This window comes from Aerococcus sp. 150760013-2 (assembly GCF_053627715.1).
The window spans coordinates 23,822-45,375 of record NZ_JBSEYI010000015.1; the positions used below are offsets into that span (position 1 = coordinate 23,822).

Here is a 21,554-nt window from a genome sequence, read left to right on the forward strand (position 1 = left end):
TACTAAATTTATGTTAATAATCGCTTTATCCTATTGTGCTTTGTTTTGCAGCGTGCGAGAATAGGTTAAAATGTTCGGCTGATCGCTTTTTAGGCAAGGCATTTTTTGCAATATCCAACCAGAGTCCGAGTGATTGTATGGGATTTCTGGTAAAATAGTAATGAAAAATGGAAAATACTGTAGACAAATAAGATAGGAAGAAAACAATGCGAAATAATTTTGAATCGAATGATCGAGATATGTATTCGGATGATTCAAATCCCACTTTGTGGCAAAAGTTCCGCAGCTTGTGGCAACGATATCGGATTACCCGATGGTTGATTTTGATCATCTTGGCACTTGGTTTTGTCTTGGAGTCCTATTTACTAATAGGGGCCAAAACGACTGATGTGAGTGACTTGCCTGCAAAACTGCAAGTGACAACGGAGTTTTATGACCAAGATAGCGAGTATGCTGGTGAAATTTCCAATGATGCCGGTACCTATGTTGAGTTGGCAGATATATCGACCAATATTCAAGATGCGGTCATTTCAACAGAGGATAAACGATTTTATGACCACCAGGGGTTTGACCCTATTGGGATTGCCCGTGCGGCTTTTGGTTATTTAACAAGTGGACAAATTGTCGGTGGTGGGTCAACCATTACCCAACAATTAGTGAAGAATGCCTTTTTGGACAATGACCAGTCCTTGATGCGTAAGTTAAAAGAGTTGTTCTTGGCTTTTGAAATCGAGAAGAATTATACAAAAGATGAAATTTTAGAAATGTATTTAAATAATGCCTACTTCGGTAACGGTGCTTACGGGGTAGAAGATGCCAGCTTGAAATACTTTGGGGTGTCAGCATCCGAGGTGACTGTTGATAATGCAGCTGTCATTGCCGGTGCATTGAAAGGACCAACCCTGTATAACCCAGTGGATGATTATGATGCGACGGTGGAACGCCGTAATACCATTTTACAATTAATGGCCGATAATGAATTCATCACACAAGAGGAAGTCGATGCCGCGATCAATACAGAATTGGTGCAAATGAACAATGACACCTCTAGCGATACCTATGCTTATCCTTATTACTTCGATGCGGTAATCAATGAGGCAATCGATAAATACGGCTTATCTGAAGAAGATATTATGAACGGTAATTACAAGATTTATACCAACTTAAATCAAGCTTACCAAACGGAACTAGAGGCTTCATATGAGAATACATCGCTATTCCCAACGTCGCCATCTGGTGAATTGGCCCAATCAGCGTCCGTTGTGATGGACCCAGCAACTGGTGGGGTAATGGCCTCAGTCGGTGGTACCGGTGACTATTCATTTAGGGGCTTTAACCGGGCGACACAAATTTCAAGAAGCCCAGCCTCAACCATCAAACCATTATTGGTTTATGCCCTAGCCTTGGAAAAGGGCTACACTGCTCAATCTGTCATCCCTGATGAAGTACAGTCTTACGGGACCGATAACTATACGCCTGAAAACTGGAACTTTGAATCTGTGGGGGAAATTCTACTATGGGATGCCGTGGCTAAGTCGAAAAATACGTCAGCTGTTTGGTTGATGAATGAGCTCGGTGTGAATGCAGCTGTATCCAAATTAGATGACTTTGGGATTCCATATAGTGATGCCGATAAGAACTTGAGTTTAGCTTTAGGTTCATTCAGGGATGGCGGGGTATCGCCACTGCAAATGGCCTCTGCCTATTCTGCTTTCGCTAACGGTGGGGTGCGTTCTGAAGGTCAATACATTACCCGAATTGAAGACCAACAAGGGAATGTGGTTGTAGAGGAACAAGAACCGGTTCAAAACCAAGCAGTATCAGAAGAAGTAGCAGACGAGATGACTGCTATTCTAATGTCTGTTTATGATGAAGGGGGTACTGGTTCAACTATGGAACCTGAAGGATACAAGATTGCTGGTAAGACAGGTTCAGCTGAATCTGCAAACTTCTCTTCAGGGAACAAAGATGAATGGGATATTGCCTATACACCAGATGTGGTCATTGCCACATGGTTTGGATTTGATGATACCGATGAAGATACTTACTTATGGTATCAGTCAGAAGGATCATCTAAATTGGCCTTCTCAGACATCCTAGATGGCGTCTTGAATGCTAGCCCAGGAACTGAATTTACGGTGCAATCAGCTTATGATGAATATAATCAAATTCAATCTGAAGAAGCTGCAGCATCTGAAGAGTCATCGTCTGAGGTACCAACTTCTGATAGTGAATCAGAGGGCGGATCAGTCCTTGATTCTGTACAAGAATTCTTCCAAGGATTATTTGGCGGACAATAGGCCACCCCTTTTGGCTTTCAATGATTCTGAAAGCATGTTATATTGGAAAATGTAGTTGAAAAGAAGCGGCGCGACATTAAGTCGCCTGACGCTCGATTTGATAACTATTGTTAAATAGCAACTAAGGACGTGACCCAGTTGTCACATACCTAAGAACATTTTTGAGGAGTGAACATTTTGTCAAATATTTACGATACAATTAACCAATTAGAACGCGACATTCGTGAAGAAGCAGCTTATAAAGATTTAGTAGCAGCTGTTGAAGCATTAAAAAATGACCAAGAAGCATTCGATATCTACACTGAATTCCGTGCATTACAATCAAGCTTCCAATTCAAGGCTCAATTAGGGCAAGAAATTACTGAAGAAGATGAAAAAAATGCCAATGAATTACAAGAAAAATTAGCGAACAACGAAGTAATTTCTAGCTTGATGGATAAAGAACGTGCTTTAAACACTTTAGTTGAAGACATTAACAAAGGTGTTTCTGGTCCAATCAACGAAGTATACCAATCATTAGCAGAACAAGCAGAAGGACAAACAGAAGCGTAGTTCTAGTTGATTGGCAAAAATTAAATTAAAAGCGAAGCTAGTTTAACAGAGGCTTCAAGTTTAAAAGAGGGCGAGATGATCATCTCGCTCTTTTTTTATGGTTATTTTGCCAAGTTTTAGATTCTTTAAAATCCTTTAAGACGGCGTCATCTTTCACAAGTTTCTGGTCTGTATGTTAAAATAAGAATAAGGCAATTTAACAATTTCTAAGCAAGATGCCAATAAATTTATGAACGGAGTAATCAATATGGTGAGATTTATACACACAGCAGATTTGCATTTGGACCAGACCTTCAAAAATTTACCAATCAAAGACGATTACTTGCAATATGCTTTATCAGAAGCAACTTTAAATTCATTCGACAACTTAATTCAAACAGCGATTAATGAACAAGTAGACTTTTTCTTAATTGCCGGTGATATCTACCATGGGGCGCGTGCTACTTTGCGTGCGCAATTTGCCTTTTCCAACGGGATGCAACGGTTAGCTGACGCGGATATTCCAGTATACATGATTTACGGTAACCACGACTTCGATGCTGACGCTGATCACCGCTTGAAGTTACCTAAGAATGTCTATATTTTCGGGGCTGAACCTGAAACGAAATACCTATCAACACCAGCTGGGGAAAGTGTGGCTATCACAGGTTTCTCTTATGATCAGCAATGGATTTCAGAAGACCGTTCAGAGGCCTATCCGAATCGTGACACCTTAGTCGACTACCACATCGGGTTGCTACACGGAGACAATTCATCTACTGATGGGCAAAAGCGGTATGCACCTTTTAACCCAAGTCAATTAGCTAGTCACGGCTATGACTACTGGGCGCTTGGTCACATTCATAAAGGACAAGTGATCTATGAAAATCCTGCTATGGTGTACCCAGGAAACATTCAAGGGGCTAGCTTCAAGGAAGACGGGGCTAAAGGCGCCTTAATCGTTAACTTAGCTAAGGGCGTCCCAGCTGAATTAGAATTTATTGAAACAGCTGAATGGCAATTTCAACATTCAACTCGTGATTTAGGTCCAGTTAACAGTCTGGATACCTTACGTAACAACATTGAAACGGCCTTGCATGAACATATCATGTTCGCAAAAGATGAGGCAGTCAATGTAATTTCTCGCATGACCTTCCTGACAGACGGAAATGAAGAGGCGCTTTACTGGTGGAATACCTATGCGGAAGAGTTATTGGAACAATTACAATGGTCTCTTCGCAATCAAAATGCCAGTCGTGAACAGAAAGTCTACTTGGTTTCACTTGATATTGAGGTGAAAGATCAGGCTGTATGGTCACCTTCACCAGTCTTCAACGAGAGCATGAAACAAGCCTTCGAAAATATTGTCGAAGACACTGACCAATACCAAAAAGTCATTGAAGACCTTGAGAAGAACGGACAATGGCAGCGACTAATTGGTTCTGCAATCGACCCAGACCAATTCAAGGCAGATATTTTGGCCAAGGCGAAAGAGAAAATCATTTTAGAGCAAGCAAGTTATAGCCAGGAACAAAGGAGATTTTAGCCATGCATATTCAACGCTTTGAGATTTTTGGGTATGGAAAATGGGTTGACCAATCCTTCCAGCTAACACCCAATTTAAATATTTTTTCTGGTTTGAATGGGTCTGGAAAAACCACCCTAATGTCATTCCTATTAAGTGTCATGTTTGGTTTCCCAAACACACGCCGTAAAAATGCTAGAAATTATGATACCAATGATAATATCAAATACGGAGGCCGTTTATACCTTACAAATACTAAATACGGGGATGTCATGATTGAACGAACCAAAACAAATGGCAAACAACAACTGACTTACACAATTAACGAAGGGGAGAAACAAGTCACAAACGATGTTTCTTTCTTGTGGAATGATTTAAGTAAGACAGATTACCTTGCCTACTTCGGTTTTTCAGAAGATGATTTAATGGACTTTGTGTGGGATGATGAAGAAGACTTTGCTAAAAGCTTGATGTCAATTGGGATGTCGGGACGCCAAGTCTTAACCGATATCACCCCTCATATGGCTAAACAGGCTGAAGAAATCTACAAGCCAAACGGTAAGAACCCAGTCTTAAACCAAAAGATCCAAGAGATTGAAACAGCTGAAGGCAGACTAACAAAGGCGCAAGATAAGGAAGCAGCTTACTTTGATTTACGCCAATCATATGAGCAAGAATCTAGTCGTTTAAGCCGTCTGCAAACCAGCTTAAAGGACGCAACAAGTGGTGAAATTCAACTGGAATTAGCCAACCAACAGTCTACATCAATGAACGAATATCTACAATTGCATGATGAACTGGAATCATTTGAATTTGTGGACTTTGAACCTGAATTGGCCAATAAATGGTTACAACATGAAAATCAAAGCCAACACATTACCCAACAATTGGCCGAATTAACGGACGAAAATGATGGGCTAGCAGCAGATGATCAAACTGCTGCAGGCAATTCTTCTGGTATGGACTGGATTTTGAACCATCCAAATGTCAGTGAACAAATGGTGGTTGAAGCCCGTGCCTTTAGAGACCGTATGCGTCAGAACGAAGAATTCAGTCAAGAATTGATTGAACGTCGTTATGAGAAGCAACGGTTAATGTCCTTACTTGGTGCTGAAGAAATGGCCGAGTTACCGGATGAATTATCCGCAGATGAAAGATCTTACTGGCAACAACGATACAAAGAATTAGAAAACAAACGCATTTTCTATAACCATAGCCAAAGTGATATGACAAACTTATCTGAAAAGGCTAGCTCTTTGGAAAATGAATACACTCAGTTATCTTATGAACGGGATGAACTTGAGGCTAATGGCCGACAAGATGACCGTTGGATCCGCTTATTTGGTAGTGTCCTTGCAGGAATGGGGATTGTCTTACTCGTTGCTTACTTTGTGACGTCAATGACCTTCCTATTTGGTGCTGGTGTGACAGCGACTATCGCAGGTATTATTATTTTGATTATTGGTATGATGGTACAAAATGCCAAGTTAAAACAATATGAAGATAAACTTGAAGCCTATGATTTAGATTTAGAAGACATTCAATCTGAATTAAACGAAGTCCACCGCAACAAAGAAATTCAAGAAGAACAATTAGCCCATTTATCTTATGAATCAACCGATATTGTGACTGAATTAGATAAATTATTAGCAGAAAAAGGTGGTTCTTCAAATATTTCTTCTCAAGTATGGTTAGAAGATACTTATGTAGATGAAATATTTAACCTAGACCACAAAATCCAACAGTTAGAAATGACCCTTGGTGTCTCTAACTTTGGTAAAGCCCACGAACAACAATGGGCTGAATATGCTAATTCACTAGAAGTTGGGGAAATCAGCGAAGATGCCTACTTCCAACAATTTGAAGATGACTATTTAGCTTTAAGACGTCAACAAGCGGACCAAGACTATGCTTCATATGAAGAACAAAGTCGTGCTAACCGTCGTCAACAATTACAAGCAGAACTATCTGCTATTAAGGCTGACCAAGAGCGAATCCTTGATCAATATAATTACCGGTCTGGTGACGAGTTACTAGCAGCCATTGACCAGCAAAAACAAATGAAACAAAAACAAAATCGTCATGATATCTTAGCTAACCACTTAGACTTAAACTTGGCCATCTACTTACAACAAGACCGTCCAGTCGACCAACAATTAACTGACTTACGTCAAAAGATTGCGGACATGGAAACAGAAATTGCGGACCTAACTCGGTCAACTGCTGACAAACGTAGCCAAATCCAGGAGATTGCTAGCGAGGGTATGGCACCAGATTTATTGCAAGCTTATCAAGCACAAGTGGATGAAGCTTATCAATTGTCTGTTGAATGGGCAGCCAACAAGTTGGCCATTGCGACCTTTGAAAAGGCTACTGTTGGGGAATCGTCAGATGTCAAAGAACGTGTTTTAACAAACGCATCGCGGTTCTTGGTTGATTTATCGGATAGCCGTTTTACCAATTTAGCCTTTAGTGAAGAGGGGATGACGGTTCGTCTAGCGGATGATTCTGAAGTGTCTGTAAACCAATTGTCTCGCGGGGAGAAAGCCTTATTATTCGTGGCTATGCGGTTCGCCTTTATGGATGCACAGCTTGGTAACATTGAATTACCGATCATTATTGATGAAGCCTTCTCACATTTAGACCGTAAATACCGGTCAAACATTTACCGCTTCTTACAAAAATTTGCGGCATCGCACCAAATTATTTTCTTCACGGTTGATGACACCTTGTTAGACCTTGTAGAAGCGCCAGCGCAACACGTACTCTAGACGTGTGCGATAGAAAGGATACACATGGACAACTTACAACTTTTTGATGTGGCTTTAGACCAAAATTTCGATATCTTTGTATTGATTAAAGTTGCCGAAGTACGGGAAGACCGTAACGGTAAAAAGTACATCTCATTCACATTCCAAGACCGGTCTGGCTCAATCGAGGGCAAGTTTTGGGGAGCAACTGACGAAGATATTGAACAATATACTTCTGGCCAAGTAGTTGCCTTAGCGGGTAAACGAGAACTTTATAACGGGAAACCACAAGTTCGTATTAATGGTCTTCGCCTAGCCACTGACGGGGAACCCAATGATCCCTCTGACTATGTTGAACGTGGGCCAATGACCAGAACGGAAATGGTGAACGAAGTATTGGCTGCAGTGGAAGGTTTTGAAAATACCACCATTGACGCCATCGTTCGTTACCTATTACGTGAAGTGTCATGGGATTTCTTTACCTACCCAGCAGCGAAGAAGAACCACCACGCCTATGTAGGTGGTTTAGGCTTTCATACCATTTCAATGCTTCGCTTAGCCCAAGCCGTTGTCAGCCAATACGATAACATCAACAAAGACTTATTGTATGCTGGTGTGATTATTCATGATATCGGCAAAACAGTCGAATTCACTGATCCGATGTCTACTGAATATACTGTTGAGGGGAATCTTATTGGACATATCTCAATTGTCGAAGAGATGATAACTCTTGCCGTTGATAAATTAGGGTTCGACCAGTACAGCGAAGACGTTGTCTTGTTGAAACATATGGTATTAGCCCATCACGGTAAACAAGAATGGGGCAGCCCAGTGTCACCGCATTTATTAGAAGCTGAAATCCTACATCATTTAGACAACTTAGATGCTTCTATTCAAATGATGACAACTGCTTTGGACCATACAGAACCTGGCGAATTTTCAGCCCGCATTTTCGGTATGGACAACCGGGCCTTCTATAAGCCGAAAGGGCAAGTAGCTACGGAAGAAAGTCAAACTCTAGACCAAGAAGACGAGGAAATTACCCTAGATTTCCAAGATTCAAATGATGACCTGCCATTTTTTGAATAAAGCATTTTAACCAGAGAACCAAGTTTTACCTGCAAGCAATCGGGTACAGACTTGGTTTCTTTTTTTGCATAAATTTCGTGTAAATTTCGAATTTACGCAAACAATATCCAAATTTTACGGAGAATTAACGTAGGCGTGATATTCTGTATTACTGCGAAAGAAATGGATCTATTCGCGGTTTAAAAATTGTTAGGACTATAAAGAGGTGACTAGGGTGCAAGTAAAATTCCAAGATGTACAAATGCGCTACAACGATAAACAAAACAATGTACTTGATGAAATTAATTTTGAGATTCCAGAAGGTCAACTAATCTCCATTTTAGGGCCAAGTGGTTGCGGTAAATCAACGACATTGATGTTGATTTCAGGACTTATTTTCCCAAGTGAGGGCAAGATTTTCTTCAATGGTGAAGAGGTAACTAGTAAAGATGCCGTTCAACGTAAGGTAGGCATGGTCTTTCAAAACTATGCCTTATATCCACATTTAACTGTTTTAGAAAACATCATGTTTCCATTGAAGATGGCCAAAATGTCTAAGCATGACCGAAAAGCACGTGCTTTAGAATTAGCTCAATTGGTGAAAATTGAAGATCATATCAACAAGAAACCAGCAGCGCTTTCAGGTGGACAACAACAACGGGTAGCTATAGCCCGCGCCTTGGCTAAGAAGCCGTCTATTTTATTGATGGATGAACCATTGTCCAATTTGGACGCTAGACTGCGAATTGAAATGCGGCAAGAAATCCGCCGTATCCAGTTAGAAACAGGGATTACCACTATTTTTGTCACCCATGACCAAGCGGAAGCTTTGAGTATTTCAGACAAGGTCATGGTCTTAAACTCAGGACAAATCCAACAATACTCGGACCCCGTATCCTTATATGCTAAACCAAACAACCGGTTTGTGGCCGAATTTATCGGAACCCCAGTTGTCAATATGCTTGAGAAAGACGCCTACCGGACATTGTGGGACAAATTACCTTTAAATGCGGAGAATAAGGCAGCTTGCCAAGCTATCGGGGTGCGGGCAGAGGACTTATTCAGAATTCCAGAAGCCAACAAAGACCAAGCCATCATCACTGGTCAAGTGACTATGGTCGAACATATTGGAAAAGACATTACCATTCATTCAACGGATGGTGTGTCACAATTCGTAGTGTCTAACCAAGATCAAGCACCACAAATTGGCGACCAAATTTACCTCGATATCTTGCCGGAAAATATCTTGTACTTTGATACGACAGGGCAGGCAATTGAAGCTCGCGCAATAGATGGACCGAGTGCTGAAACCCTCGTTCAAGATCCAGTTCAACTTGTTAAAGTTGGTGATCTCCAATGATCGATAAACCGACTTGGCGTTCAACTTTAAAGGCTTACTTATATTTATTACCTATGCTCTTAGTCATTGTGACTTTTAATATCCTGCCCATATTTAGGTCGTTTGAAATGAGTCTGTGGCAAGATTACAACTTCTTCACCCAAGAGGTCTTTGAATACGGATTTGGCCCTTTTCAAGAAATTTTCCAAGATAGTGATTTTTGGTTAGCTATTCGAAATACCTTCATTTTTGTTTTAGGTGTTGTGCCGGTTTCTATCATGATCTCTTTAGGGATAGCTGTTTTACTCAACCAGATTAAATTTTTATCCGGCTTTTTCCGGTCGATTTATTTCTTACCCTTTGTCACGTCAACAGTCGCGGTATCCATTGTCTGGCGCTGGCTTTATCATTCAGACTATGGCTTGATTAATTACTTTTTATCATTTTTCAATATAGAGGCCATTGCCTTTATGGAAGACCCTAAATTCGCCATGTTAGCCCTTGTTATGATGTCCATTTGGAAGGGGTTAGGTTTTAACATTGTTATTTTCTTGGTGGGCCTAAATAATATCTCGGATACTTATTATGCTGCCGCTAAGATTGATGGGGCAGGCCCTTGGCAACGATTTACCAACATTACCCTGCCACTCCTAACACCAACCATGTTTTTAGTATCCATTATGGGGGTCATCAATTCATTTAAGGCTTTTGATGAAGTATACGCCTTGTTTAATGGCCGTCCGGGGCCAGCCAACTCAGCTTTGACCATGGTTTACTATATTTTTCAAAAATTTTACGAAGAGAGTCAATATGCCCTCGCTTCAGCAGCCGGCATCATCCTCTTCTTGATTATCTTAGTCTTTACTTTAATGCAGATGGCCGTCAATCGTTACATCAACCAACAATAGCCTGGAGGTGACCCTATGGAACACAAACAACGCATTCAAAAACGGAAGCTCTCTGCTGGGCAAATCATCACTTTCGTATTGCTCACAATCGGTGCCTTTTCAATGATACTGCCATTCTTTTGGATGGTATCAACGTCCATTAAAACAACCGGGGAGACCTTGGCTATTCCACCGGTCTGGCTACCAGAAAACTGGCAGTGGTCAAATTATGAAACAGCCCTAACCATGGCGCCCTTTGACCAATACTTTATCAACTCGGTCATCATCACCCTGTCGTCAACAATTGGGGAAGTAATTACCTCGATATTAGCCGCCTTTGCTTTTTCTAAATTGCAATTTTTCGGTAAAAATATCTTATTCACTATTTTGATTTCAACTATGATGGTGCCCTTTGAATTACTCATGATTCCAACCTACTTAACCTTATCTAAAATGGGCATGATCAATAGCTACTGGGCCATGATAATCCCATTCTTAGCCAGTGTATTTTCAGTCTTTTTACTCAAACAAAACTTTGAGGCTGTACCAAAGCAATTATATTATGCTGCCAAGGTAGATGGGGCTAGCGACTGGCGTTTCTTATGGCAGATTTTAGTTCCTATGTCTAAGTCGTCTATTGTAACAGTAGTTATTTTGAAGATGATTGGGTCTTGGAATTCATTCATGTGGCCTTTGATGGTGACTAATGAAACCCACTTACGCCCGCTACCAGTTGGGCTACAAGCCTTTACAACGGAAGCCGGGACTTATTTTGAACTCTTGATGGCTGCGGCGACGATTGTCGTCTTGCCAATGATTATCATTTACCTGTTCTTACAAAAATACATCATCAAAGGGATTTCCAACACGGGAGTAAAGGGATAGACGTTATTGGGATGAAAGTCATTAAAGGGGGTGGTTGTGTCAAAGGATCATTGTAGTCACGGTTACTTGTCATTATGAGCGTTATGAATTAAGTTCAGCATCAAAAATTGCTTAAGGGATTTTATCATAAGGAGAGAAGAAAATAATGAAATTAGAAGTGAAATGGTTAAAAGCGGGATTGGGATTATTGTCTGCAAGTTTATTATTAGTAGCATGTGGCAACGCTGGCTCAAGTGAGTCAGGGTCAAGTTCAACATCTGTCGACGCGCCTTCATCAGAAACATCTTCATCAAGTGCTGACGGGGAAAAAGTTGAGTTAACTTTCTGGCACGCTATGACTGGGCCACAAGGGGACGCGTTAACAAGATTAGTAAATGACTTTAACAAATCGCAAGACAAATATACCGTAGTAGAACAAAATCAAGGTGACTACAATACTTTGGCACAATCTGTGACGGCAGCAGCAGTTTCAGGTGATTTACCAACCATGTCTCAATTAACAGCGACTGATGTGGTGGAATATGCCTCAAATGACTTATTATTACCAATTTCAGATGACTTATTAGCGGCTAACGATTTTACTCAAGAAGATATCGACGATGTTTATGAAGGATTCTGGGGATCAACTCAATATAATGGTGAGCGTTATGCGATGCCATTCTCAAAATCAACGCGTGTCATGTACTACAACCAAGACTTATTAGATGAGTACGGAGTTGAGGTGCCAGAAACTTGGGAAGATGTGACTGCCCTTGGTGAATTAATGGTTGAAGCAGGCGACGATGCCTACGCTATGGGCTTTGAAAACGGCTTTGAAATGGAATGGGAAACAATGGCCCGCCAAAACGGATCAGACTTTATCGACGCTGAAGCGGGTACTGCTTCTGTTAATGATGAAGCGGCAGTTGAAGCTTTAACCATCATCAAAGATGCTTTAGACAATGGCTATGCACGTACTGCCGGTGAAGATGGCTACATGTCAACACCTTTTGCAAACGGCGCAACAGCCTTATATATTGGTTCTTCAGCAGGTATGGGCTTTGTTGAAGAAGGGGCTGCTGAATCAGGTATCAACTGGGCGGTAGCAGAAATTCCAACATTAAATGACACAGAATTAACCTTGTTTGCAGGGAACGATTTAGGTCTATTCGCTGATGCTTCTGAAGATGAACAAGCAGGATTTGTGGCCTTTACAAACTTCCTATTAGAACCTGAAAATACAGGCTTCTGGTCAATGGAAACAGGTTACTTACCAGTTCGTCAATCAGCTTTAGAAGATGAAACTTACGCGACTTACCTAGAAGAAAACCCACAATACCAAGCGGCAACTGAAGAGCTAGCATATGGTACGTCATCAGAAACTTTCGTTGGCTACGGCGAATTCCGCAACCAAGTGGTCGCGGTAATGGAAGAAATCGCTGTAAATGGTGCCGACCCACAAGAAGTGTTGGATAACTTGCAAGCAGAAGTAGAAGAAATATTAGCAGACAACCAATAATGGTTGCACTGTGGTAAAAGGTGTGCAGACCTAACGGTTTTTGCACATATAGACAAGGGAACATACAGAGACAAAACTAGGTTCGAGCCCAATATTATGGCGAATTTGTGATTTAGCGCCTATCCGCCTAAATGCATAAGAAGAGTACTGTGTTATTTTTCAAACATCCCCTCTTTGCGGTGGCTCTTCTACCTTAAGAAAGGAGACCGGTATGACAACATTTCAAATATGGAGTGGCATTGAAACAATCGGTGGCAATATCGCGGAAATTAGTACCCACCAAGCTAGGGTCATTTGTGATTTTGGCTTAAGCGGTGGGGCCAATAAAGACCAACCACTAGAGAATTTAACAGACTTAGAAAGTACCTTGGTAGAAGGGAAATTGCCACAAATTCCAGGTTTATTTGATACCAGCGATTTTCAAACAATCCAGCTAGCAGGTGTTGAAAACCAAGAATTGAAGCAAGCGATTTTCATCTCCCATCTCCATATCGACCATATGGGCGGGTTAAAATTCCTGCCAGCTGAGGTTGAAGTTTACTTGACCAAAGATTCGCTCACCTTATATGAAGCCTTGATTGAGGTAGGCGATGAAGTGGCGCCAGTTGCCAAATTACATGGGGTCGACTACGGTGAAGTAGTGAGGATTGGGGACATTCAAGTTTTTTTCCAGGAGTCAGACCACGATATCAAAGGAATTGCGGGCATTTTTATCCAAACGCCTGAAGCCAAATTTGTCCATACGGGCGACTTTCGTTTGACGGGCTACCATCCTGAAAAGGTTGACCAGTTAGTAGAGGCTATCAATCACTTTGAACCGGATTATGTCTTCATTGAAGGGACCTCATTCTCTTTTGATGTGGAAGAAGACCGGATCACTTCAGAAGCTGATTTGTTGGACGATTTAAAAAAGGGTTTGACCGAATATGCCAATGATTTAATTGTCTTTAACCCTTATATGCGAAACGTCGAGCGTATTCACTATTTTAATCAAGCAGCAAAGGTAGTAGGTCGACAGCTGGTTCTTGAACCAGCTTATGCCAAGGTCTACCAGGCCTTTTACCCGGATGTGGATTTTCTGATATTGTCCGGCGATTTGTCAAACGATGTGGGTTCTAGTTTGGAAAATAAACCGGGCTACATCAGCCTAAGATCACTGAAAAAAGACCCAGAATTGTATCTTTTACAAAATGCTTTTGAAAATATTTCAATCTTGGCAGACTTAAAACCAGCGATTTACCTACATACAAATGGGGAGCCAATTGGAGAATATATGCTAGCTTATAGCCAAATGATTGCTTATTTACAAAGTATAGACATCCCTTTCGTGTCATTTGGGGTCAGTGGTCACGCTAACCAGACGGATTTACTCTATATCGCCAATCGAATTCGGACAAAAAATATCATTCCTTGGCATACATTCAAACCGGATTACTATGGTAAACTAATAGCAAATTTAGGGTTGCAAGTTGTATATCCGAAATATAAGAAAAGCTATATAGTTTAAGGGGGGGATCCTCATCAAACAGGTGACAATTTTTCAAACGAGTGATATTCACGGGTATATCTATCCTACAAGTTACTTGGCTAGAGAAGAAAACCAGCCATTTGGCCTGTTAAAGGTCAATGAAAACTACTTACGAGAGAAAGGTCGCTTGGCCGATAAAAGTAGTTTACTGATTTCTACAGGAGATATAATTCAAGGATCGCCACTAACCCATTACCTACAAAAGCACCGCCATTCAGCGGCAGCCATTGTAGAAAATATGAATCGGATGGGTTACGACATGGCGGTGCCGGGAAACCATGAATTCAATTACGGGCAAGAATACCTGTTGAATTCATATCAAATCGCACAATTTCCCATTCTGTGCGCTAATATTTTAGACGACACTGACCAACCATTTTTCGGTCAACCCTATAAAATATTTGAACGCAATGGGATTAAGATTGCCGTTTTGGGGCTAACCACTCAATGCATTCCCAACTGGGAGCATCCTGCCCATATCACTGGCCTGCAGTTTAGGTCAGCTGTTGAAACAGCCAAGGAATACGTGCCCGTGTTAAGCAGTATGGCTGACGTAGTCGTTGTCGCTTACCACGGAGGCTTTGAGTGTGAACTAGACACCCTTGAACCAGTAGAACAAGGCGCCGGGGAAAATGAGGGTTACGCCTTAACCCATGAAGTGCCAGGGATTGATGTCTTATTAACTGGCCACCAACACAATGAAATTGCCCGCGTCGTGAACGGTGTGGCAGTTGTCATGCCAGGAGACAAAGGCCGCCATCTTGGTAAAGTTACATTAGACTTAAACAAATACGATGGCGATGAGCACTGGACCTTAGTAGATGCAGTGCCTGAATTAATAAGCTCGACCGTGGACACACCAATTCAAAAAGAAGCCGCCGCAAGATTAGCGGACCTACAAGCAGAAATTGAAAACTGGTTGGACCAACCGGTAGGGACCATTCAAGGGGACATGAAGATTGACAGTGTGGATATGGCCCGCATCCATGATCATCCATACGTCGAATTTGTCCACCGGGTACAGAACTATTACGGGCAAACAGAAATCTCGGCGGCAGCCTTATTTAATAATGATGCCAAGGGATTTCCAAACGCAGTAACCGTCCGTGACGTACTCAATAATTACCCATTCCCTAACACCTTGGCAGTGGTTAAAATCACCGGAGCAGAATTGAAAGCAGCTATCGAGCAATCAGCGGAATTTTTCATTTTGAATGAAGACCAAGAAATCGTCATGTCTAAAGATTGGCTATATCCCAAACCAAAGCCCTATAATTATGACATGTATGAAGGGATTGACTACATCATTGATGTATCAAAGCCAATTGGTCAACGGGTAACCAAATTAAACTACCACGGCCAGCCATTGGATTTAGAAGCTGAATTCGAAGTGACCCTCAACCAGTATCGGGCTGTAGGCGGCGGTGACTATCACATGTTTGATTCATCAAAAATTGTCCGTGAAGTCAACCTGGAGATAAACCAATTGATCGCTCACTACCTTGAAACACATCAAGAAATCAAAGCCACTTGTAACAACAATTTCCAAGTGGTGAACGGCAATAATTGTCCAGAATAGTAACAACGGGATACCTCGTTTAAGGGGTATTCCGTTTTTTATTATGCTAGCTAAAAGTATGCGAATTAAACCTAAATGTGATATGGAGGATTAATGAGTTTAGACTTATTCGACGCAGTTTACATACGCGCAACACGTACAAAAATCAGTCCCTTATTGATATCGACGATGAAGTAGCTGATTTAGGCAAAATGGCAACTGATAATCAAGTTGTATTCTTCATGGCAGACAGTTGTCTACTTCAAAATAGTTTGCAAATATCATTACATAAAGTTCTGCCGAAGGCTGATGAATAGATAGAAGAATTAGTCATCAAAAAAGCCCATCCGAAACCGGATGGACTTTCCATTTAGGTATGTCTGTTAGCTTATTCAGCTGAAGAGGATGCTTCGCTTGGAGCTGCTTCTGATGATTCAGATGATTCAGTTGAAGAAGACTCTGTTGATGATTCCTCTGTGCTAGATTCTTCTGAAGTTGATTCTTCGTTAGAAGATTCAGTAGATTCAGATGTTTCTTCGCTTGATGCTGCAGATTCGCTAGCAGCTGATTCACTTGCTGCGGCAGCTGACTCAGCTTCAGCATCTAATGATTCTTGTTCTTCTTCAGTGATGATCACGTCATCTAGCGCAGTCTTCAAGTCATCGTCTTTAATGTCGATGTTGTGAGCTGTCATGATGTCAGAAACGATACCAGCAACTAAAGTAGAATCAGTTAATTTTTCAGCAGTAATAGATTCTTTCAGTTGTTCAGTTTCGTCTTCTAGGGAACCTTTTTCAGGTTTTTCGTCCATCTTGATAATATGGTAACCGTAGTCAGTTTCAACTGGTGCAGTTGTGTACTCGCCTTCAGCTAGTTCTTGTGCTGCTGCGAAGAATGTTTCATCTAGCCCAGAATCAGCATTAACTTCACCTAATGAACCACCGTTTTCAGCAGATGCTGTATCTGTTGAGTTTTCAGTTGCTAACTCAGCAAAGTCCGCACCATCATCTAATTGAGCAATTAAGTCATTAGCAGTTTCTTCATCATCCACTAAGATATGTGAAACAGTGAATGAAGGTGTGTAATCATCGTAGGCTGTTTGAATTTCTTCGTCAGTCACTTCGATGTATTTAGATACAGATTCACTCATTAATTTGTAGTAGTAAACTTGGTGTTCGTAGTCTTCACGGTCTGAGAAACCAGAAGATGCTAATACAGTATTGAATTCGTCTTCTCCGCCATAAGTAGCGACTAGCGTTTCAACTTCAGTTGTTGCTTCTTCTTTTAATTCTTTAGCTCGGTCATCGCCGACTTCGTTTACGAATACTTCTTCCATAATTAACTCTTGCAATACGGTGTTACCGTATGTTGATTTTAATTCGGCTTGTAGTTCTTCGTTGGTTACTTCAACACCATCACCAGTTGCAACGGCGCTTGAACCATCACTTGAGCCAGTTGAGCATGCTGCTAGGGCAACAGTACTTAATAAGGCAATTGAAGTAAGTTTGAATTTCTTACTAATCATCATTTTCTCGATTCACTCCTGTCAAATCTTCATAATACAAGTCTTAATATAGCATACCAAAAATGCTATACACAATGATTCAGAAGATTAATCAAGAAATCTTCATATTTAAAACATCATTAAAAATCAGTGTTTTTCTCGTTAGCACGGATATCCGCTGCCGATAAGTCATTTTGTAGTTTTGCCACTTGTTTTTGAATTTCTGAAATTTGTGGGACTGCTGATTGGTTGAAATCATTAATTGCTAGTGTGATTTCGTCGCGGGCAACTTTTGCAGAAGATAAACCTTGTTGAGCTAAATCTGTAACTGCATTTTGTGCTTGAGCGATTGAGCCAGTTAGATCATTGGCTGCAAAAGTGACATCGTCTAAATAGTTTTTCAAACGTTCTCTATTTTCAGTACCTGAGTGTGGTGTTTTTAATAGAGCGTAGCCTGCACCAGCAATGGCGCCAAATAGAATACCAGTAATAAATTTTTTCATATTATCCCTCGATTTGTTGGTTGATTGTGTTGGTAATGTTCTTCAAGTCTTCATCAGAGTATGTGCCTTCTTGGGCTGGTTCCCATTTCAAACCAAAGCCGTCACTTTCCCCGTTGTATCTAGGGATTAAATGGACGTGTGAATGGAAAACAGATTGGTAGGCCATCTCGCCGTTGTTGTTTAAAATGTTTAACCCTTGCATATCTGAGAAGGCATCTTTTAATGCGTTGGCAACTAATGGGATGCGTTTGAAGACTGCGCCAGCGTCATTTGATGAGTAGCCGAAAATGTCTTGAATGTGTTTTTTAGGTACCAGTAAGGTATGGCCTTTTGTGACTTGGCTCATATCTAGGAAGGCTATCACCACTTCGTCTTCGTAGACTTTGTTTGTGGGGATTTCACCGTTTGCAATTTTACAGAAGATACAATTATCCATGAATAGTCCTCGCTTTCAATATTGGGTTAACTTTGGCCGTGTTAATTCATCGCATTTACTTGGAAATAGTGTTAAATTAAAGGCTATAATTGTATTAATTTTAACATAAATGATGGGAAGGGAACAATTTCAGTGCTATGCTAGATTGGAAATGATTTCTTTATCATTAAACTTAAATGCTAGATTAAATCTAGATCAATAAAAGGATGAACAAAATGACATTAACAGTTAAAGGACTTACAGGGGGCTATTCTAGTCAACCTGTACTAAAAGATATTAATTTTGAAATTGCATCAGGTGAAATTGTTGGCCTGATTGGGTTAAACGGTGCGGGTAAATCGACTACCATTAAACATATTATTGGCCTGATGCGGGCGATGAAGGGTGAGATTGCTATTGATGGTCATCAGTTAACCGATGATGCCAATGCATACCGTCAATCCTTCACTTATATTCCTGAAATGCCGGTACTATATGAAGCCTTAACTTTGAAGGAACATATTGAATTAACGGGTATGGCCTACGGTTTAGGGAAGGAAGAGGCACTAAGAAATGCCCAACCTTTACTAGAAACCTTTCGTTTAGATAAACGGTTAGATTGGCTGCCGATTCATTTTTCAAAAGGAATGAAGCAAAAGGTGATGATTGTCTGTGCCTTCCTAGTGGAGACGTCTTTATATGTAGTGGATGAACCGTTTCTTGGTTTGGACCCACTGGCTATCCATGATTTTATCGATACATTGAAAGCCAAACGTGATGCGGGTGCGTCGGTATTGATGACCACTCATGTCTTAGCGACAGCTGAACAGTATTGTGACCGATTCTTATTCTTGGCGGACGGTGAGTTAGTGGCGGCAGGTACTTTAGATGAAATCCGAGTGCAATATCAACTGCCAGGAGCTACTTTAGATGACCTATATCTACACTTAGCGAAGGGGGCAGATGACCATGCGTCTGCTTGATACTTACCAGAAACGTCGGCAAGAAGGGCAAGATTTATTTCTAAAGAATGCTAAATATATTTTTAATGACCATGCCGTAATCGTCCTCTTCTTCCTATTTGGCGCATTGGCTTACCAGTATTCCAACTGGCTATCAGGCTTGTCACAAGGATTGGTCGGGGTTTGGGTCCACGTAATTTGGGCGGTTCTGATGACGGTTGGGGTATTTATTACCGGTGTGGCTTCACATATTGTGGCAGCAGACTTGGTCTTTCTCTTACCTATGGAGTCGAAATTTACGGACTGGTTCCGGTCAGCCTTGAACCATTCATTACTGTTACCGAGTGCTATGATTATCCTGTTGATTGCTGCTTCTTACCCACTGCTGATGGCTATGGTGGGCTATTCGATTTTTGAATTGATTGTCTTGGCCGTGATTTTGATTTGCTTTAAGACCGCCCACTTAAATACTATTTTGGAAAGCTGGCGTTATACCAGCGACCGGGTGATTAAAATTCACAAGGCAATCTTGTATCTAGCAGTTTTTATCACGCTATTATTAGCTTCCTTTGTGACACCATATCTCTGTTTAGGCGTTGCACTGCTGTATTTAATCGCCATTCATTTTACCGGGATTCGTCCTTTTTCAGATGGGAAAAAGGGTTGGCACTGGGATAAGATTGTCGCAGTGGAACAAGACCGTCAGCAACAAATAAAACGCGGACTGGCCTTGTTTGTAAATATGCCACAAGATGCCGTTTCAAGTAAACGACGCAAGTATTTGGACGGCTTTATTAAAGGGATCAACCGTGGGGACAATCCTTACGCTTACTTATACAGTCGGGCCTTTTGGCGGGCGAGTGATTATTTCCCACTTTGGGGCCGGATGACTTTAGCAGGGATTTTGTATTTGGTCTTTGTAACCAATAGTCACTGGTTGAACTTAGTGGTGATTTTATTGATTCAATACTTCAGCCATTTCCAAATTTTACCTATGGCTAAGAAAATCAACCAACATGTCTTATTACAGGTCTACCCGATGGATCAAAGTTCACAGGTGACTGGCTTTAAACAGATGATGGCTCAGCCAATTTGTACGCAAATTGTATTATTTGCTGTAACGAGTTTGCTTACCCACGATTGGATTTTTGCCGGTGCAGTGTTACTTTCTACCATTATACTAGGCTTATTCTTTCTTTATCTCTATTTACCGCGTTTTATCCGCAAGAAAGAAAAAAAGGTTAGAATACGCTAAGTCTGTTGACTAAGTCCTGTTTTCCAACTAAAATAACTAGTACTCAAGAAAAAAGGAGTAAGCATCTCAAGGGGGAGTCGCTGCTCACTTTTTTCATTTATACAGTAAGTTAACACTACTTGGGCAAAAGAGAGGAGGAATGGTTTTGGAATACAAATTTGATCGCGAGTGGATTCTCGAACCCATTGGAGGGGATACTGGTCAAGCCTATGTTGGCTATAATGACGCCAACGATGAACGTGTATTTTTAAAACGTAATTCTTCACCCTTGTTAACCATCTTGTCGATGGAAGGTTTTGCGCCCAAGTTGAAATGGACTAAGCGTGAGTCTAGCGGGGACATTATGACAGCCCAAGATTGGGTGTCTGGTAATGTTTTGTCGCATTTTGAAGTGGCTCAATTGCCGGTAGTCAAATTGATGTATCGTTACCACCATTCGGATAATTTATATAACATGCTGGTTAAAATCGACGGCGAGGTTTACGAGCCAGACCGCTTTTTACAGGATTATGAAAGTGATTTGGCAAAAGAATTACGTCACCACCAGTTACTAGCCGAGGTGACTACTTGTCTATGGGACACTCTTCATTTGGTTGATGGGGTCCGCAAAACGGTGTGTCACGGAGACTTGAACCGCCGGAACTTTATCCGAGCTGAGGACAATCAGTTATATCTAGTGGACTGGGAAATGGTGAAAATCGCTGATCCTATTCTAGATATCAGCCAATTGTTGGTGCAATATGTTGATTTTAAAAATTGGGATGTCTGGTTTGACTTATATGGCTTACACATTACATACGATATTTACCAACGTATTGAATGGTATTCGATGTTGAATCTCTTGAATATGATCAAAAAAGACTTCAGAGAAAATCGGATGATTGCCATGAACCATAAAATCTTAAAATTAAAACATATCTACAACAACCGTTACTTACATCAAGTAGGGGAAATGTAAGGAAGGTGTGACAAAAGTCGTTAAAACTCGACGCTTCTATCGCATTTAGGAGAGTAAACGCTAAAGCGTAAACTCTCTCATAAGTTGG

The 21,554-nt window shown here is 41.0% G+C and carries 17 protein-coding genes; 14 read left to right on the plus strand and 3 right to left on the minus strand.

Translation table 11 applies throughout. The features are described from left to right. Positions 1-206 precede the first annotated feature (206 nt). The 11 genes from ACUW85_RS08475 (at position 207) to ACUW85_RS08525 (ending at position 15,890) form a co-directional block, all read left to right on the plus strand. Positions 207-2,300, plus strand: a complete 2,094-nt coding sequence (locus tag ACUW85_RS08475) for a transglycosylase domain-containing protein (protein ID WP_182023574.1) — start codon at positions 207-209, stop codon at positions 2,298-2,300. Between the two features lie 168 nt (positions 2,301-2,468). Then, positions 2,469-2,852: a YlbF family regulator gene (locus ACUW85_RS08480; protein WP_026465470.1), complete on the plus strand. Its 384-nt coding sequence runs from the start codon at positions 2,469-2,471 to the stop codon at positions 2,850-2,852. 247 nt (positions 2,853-3,099) lie between these two features. After that, a complete protein-coding gene (locus ACUW85_RS08485; RefSeq protein ID WP_225968949.1) occupies positions 3,100-4,377 on the plus strand; it encodes a metallophosphoesterase family protein in 1,278 nt (425 codons plus the stop codon). Positions 4,378-4,379: 2 nt separating this feature from the next. After that, complete coding sequence (locus tag ACUW85_RS08490; RefSeq protein ID WP_154836976.1) at positions 4,380-7,127, plus strand: ATP-binding protein; 2,748 nt, start codon at positions 4,380-4,382, stop codon at positions 7,125-7,127. Between the two features lie 24 nt (positions 7,128-7,151). Beyond that, the gene (locus tag ACUW85_RS08495) at positions 7,152-8,195 is read left to right on the plus strand and encodes a 3'-5' exoribonuclease YhaM family protein (RefSeq protein ID WP_069286246.1); all 1,044 of its coding nucleotides are present in this window, start codon (positions 7,152-7,154) and stop codon (positions 8,193-8,195) included. A 214-nt stretch (positions 8,196-8,409) separates the two neighbouring features. Then, entirely contained in the window at positions 8,410-9,534 is a 1,125-nt protein-coding gene (locus ACUW85_RS08500) for an ABC transporter ATP-binding protein (RefSeq protein ID WP_048728965.1), read from the plus strand. Beyond that, positions 9,531-10,421, plus strand: a complete 891-nt coding sequence (locus tag ACUW85_RS08505; protein WP_048728962.1) for a carbohydrate ABC transporter permease — start codon at positions 9,531-9,533, stop codon at positions 10,419-10,421. The genes ACUW85_RS08500 and ACUW85_RS08505 overlap by 4 nt, the downstream gene beginning before the upstream one ends. A gap of 15 nt (positions 10,422-10,436) precedes the next feature. Next, complete coding sequence (locus ACUW85_RS08510; protein WP_048728959.1) at positions 10,437-11,285, plus strand: carbohydrate ABC transporter permease; 849 nt, start codon at positions 10,437-10,439, stop codon at positions 11,283-11,285. 145 nt (positions 11,286-11,430) lie between these two features. After that, the gene (locus tag ACUW85_RS08515) at positions 11,431-12,783 is read left to right on the plus strand and encodes an ABC transporter substrate-binding protein (RefSeq protein ID WP_154836978.1); all 1,353 of its coding nucleotides are present in this window, start codon (positions 11,431-11,433) and stop codon (positions 12,781-12,783) included. 211 nt (positions 12,784-12,994) lie between these two features. Continuing rightward, positions 12,995-14,290: an MBL fold metallo-hydrolase gene (locus ACUW85_RS08520; RefSeq protein ID WP_083227218.1), complete on the plus strand. Its 1,296-nt coding sequence runs from the start codon at positions 12,995-12,997 to the stop codon at positions 14,288-14,290. A gap of 22 nt (positions 14,291-14,312) precedes the next feature. Then, a complete protein-coding gene (locus ACUW85_RS08525) occupies positions 14,313-15,890 on the plus strand; it encodes a bifunctional metallophosphatase/5'-nucleotidase (RefSeq protein WP_082148259.1) in 1,578 nt (525 codons plus the stop codon). A gap of 367 nt (positions 15,891-16,257) precedes the next feature. Here ACUW85_RS08525 and ACUW85_RS08530 read toward each other — a convergent pair whose 3' ends face one another. The 3 genes from ACUW85_RS08530 to ACUW85_RS08540 all read right to left on the minus strand — a co-directional run bounded on the left by ACUW85_RS08530 (position 16,258) and on the right by ACUW85_RS08540 (position 18,312). Further along, complete coding sequence (locus ACUW85_RS08530) at positions 16,258-17,397, minus strand: peptidylprolyl isomerase (protein WP_069286249.1); 1,140 nt, start codon at positions 17,395-17,397, stop codon at positions 16,258-16,260. Positions 17,398-17,513: 116 nt separating this feature from the next. Beyond that, positions 17,514-17,876, minus strand: a complete 363-nt coding sequence (locus ACUW85_RS08535) for a YtxH domain-containing protein (RefSeq protein ID WP_016897757.1) — start codon at positions 17,874-17,876, stop codon at positions 17,514-17,516. A 1-nt stretch (position 17,877) separates the two neighbouring features. Further along, complete coding sequence (locus ACUW85_RS08540) at positions 17,878-18,312, minus strand: HIT family protein (RefSeq protein ID WP_026465462.1); 435 nt, start codon at positions 18,310-18,312, stop codon at positions 17,878-17,880. 215 nt (positions 18,313-18,527) lie between these two features. On the opposite strand from ACUW85_RS08540, the gene ACUW85_RS08545 reads away from it, so the two are divergent. The 3 genes from ACUW85_RS08545 (at position 18,528) to ACUW85_RS08555 (ending at position 21,466) form a co-directional block, all read left to right on the plus strand. Further along, on the plus strand, positions 18,528-19,274 hold the full coding sequence (locus ACUW85_RS08545) for an ABC transporter ATP-binding protein (protein ID WP_048728953.1): 747 nt from the start codon (positions 18,528-18,530) through the stop codon (positions 19,272-19,274). Then, a complete protein-coding gene (locus tag ACUW85_RS08550; protein ID WP_154836982.1) occupies positions 19,255-20,508 on the plus strand; it encodes an ABC transporter permease in 1,254 nt (417 codons plus the stop codon). Before ACUW85_RS08545 ends, ACUW85_RS08550 begins: the two co-directional genes overlap by 20 nt. 139 nt (positions 20,509-20,647) lie before the next feature. Next, positions 20,648-21,466, plus strand: coding sequence for a phosphotransferase family protein (locus tag ACUW85_RS08555; RefSeq protein WP_048728950.1), 819 nt, complete (start codon positions 20,648-20,650; stop codon positions 21,464-21,466). The last annotated feature ends 88 nt before the right edge of the window (positions 21,467-21,554 follow it).

Excerpts from the sequence above, each read along its gene's own strand:
- ACUW85_RS08475 (WP_182023574.1), top strand. The coding sequence starts at position 207 with ATGCGAAATAATTTTGAATCGAATGATCGAGATATGTATTCGGATGAT.
- ACUW85_RS08485 (WP_225968949.1), top strand. The coding sequence starts at position 3,100 with ATGGTGAGATTTATACACACAGCAGATTTGCATTTGGACCAGACCTTC.
- ACUW85_RS08490 (WP_154836976.1), top strand. The coding sequence starts at position 4,380 with ATGCATATTCAACGCTTTGAGATTTTTGGGTATGGAAAATGGGTTGAC.
- ACUW85_RS08495 (WP_069286246.1), top strand. The coding sequence starts at position 7,152 with ATGGACAACTTACAACTTTTTGATGTGGCTTTAGACCAAAATTTCGAT.
- ACUW85_RS08505 (WP_048728962.1), top strand. The coding sequence starts at position 9,531 with ATGATCGATAAACCGACTTGGCGTTCAACTTTAAAGGCTTACTTATAT.
- ACUW85_RS08510 (WP_048728959.1), top strand. The coding sequence starts at position 10,437 with ATGGAACACAAACAACGCATTCAAAAACGGAAGCTCTCTGCTGGGCAA.
- ACUW85_RS08515 (WP_154836978.1), top strand. The coding sequence starts at position 11,431 with ATGAAATTAGAAGTGAAATGGTTAAAAGCGGGATTGGGATTATTGTCT.
- ACUW85_RS08520 (WP_083227218.1), top strand. The coding sequence starts at position 12,995 with ATGACAACATTTCAAATATGGAGTGGCATTGAAACAATCGGTGGCAAT.
- ACUW85_RS08530 (WP_069286249.1), bottom strand. The coding sequence starts at position 17,397 with ATGATGATTAGTAAGAAATTCAAACTTACTTCAATTGCCTTATTAAGT.
- ACUW85_RS08535 (WP_016897757.1), bottom strand. The coding sequence starts at position 17,876 with ATGAAAAAATTTATTACTGGTATTCTATTTGGCGCCATTGCTGGTGCA.
- ACUW85_RS08540 (WP_026465462.1), bottom strand. The coding sequence starts at position 18,312 with ATGGATAATTGTATCTTCTGTAAAATTGCAAACGGTGAAATCCCCACA.
- ACUW85_RS08545 (WP_048728953.1), top strand. The coding sequence starts at position 18,528 with ATGACATTAACAGTTAAAGGACTTACAGGGGGCTATTCTAGTCAACCT.
- ACUW85_RS08550 (WP_154836982.1), top strand. The coding sequence starts at position 19,255 with ATGACCATGCGTCTGCTTGATACTTACCAGAAACGTCGGCAAGAAGGG.
- ACUW85_RS08555 (WP_048728950.1), top strand. The coding sequence starts at position 20,648 with ATGGTTTTGGAATACAAATTTGATCGCGAGTGGATTCTCGAACCCATT.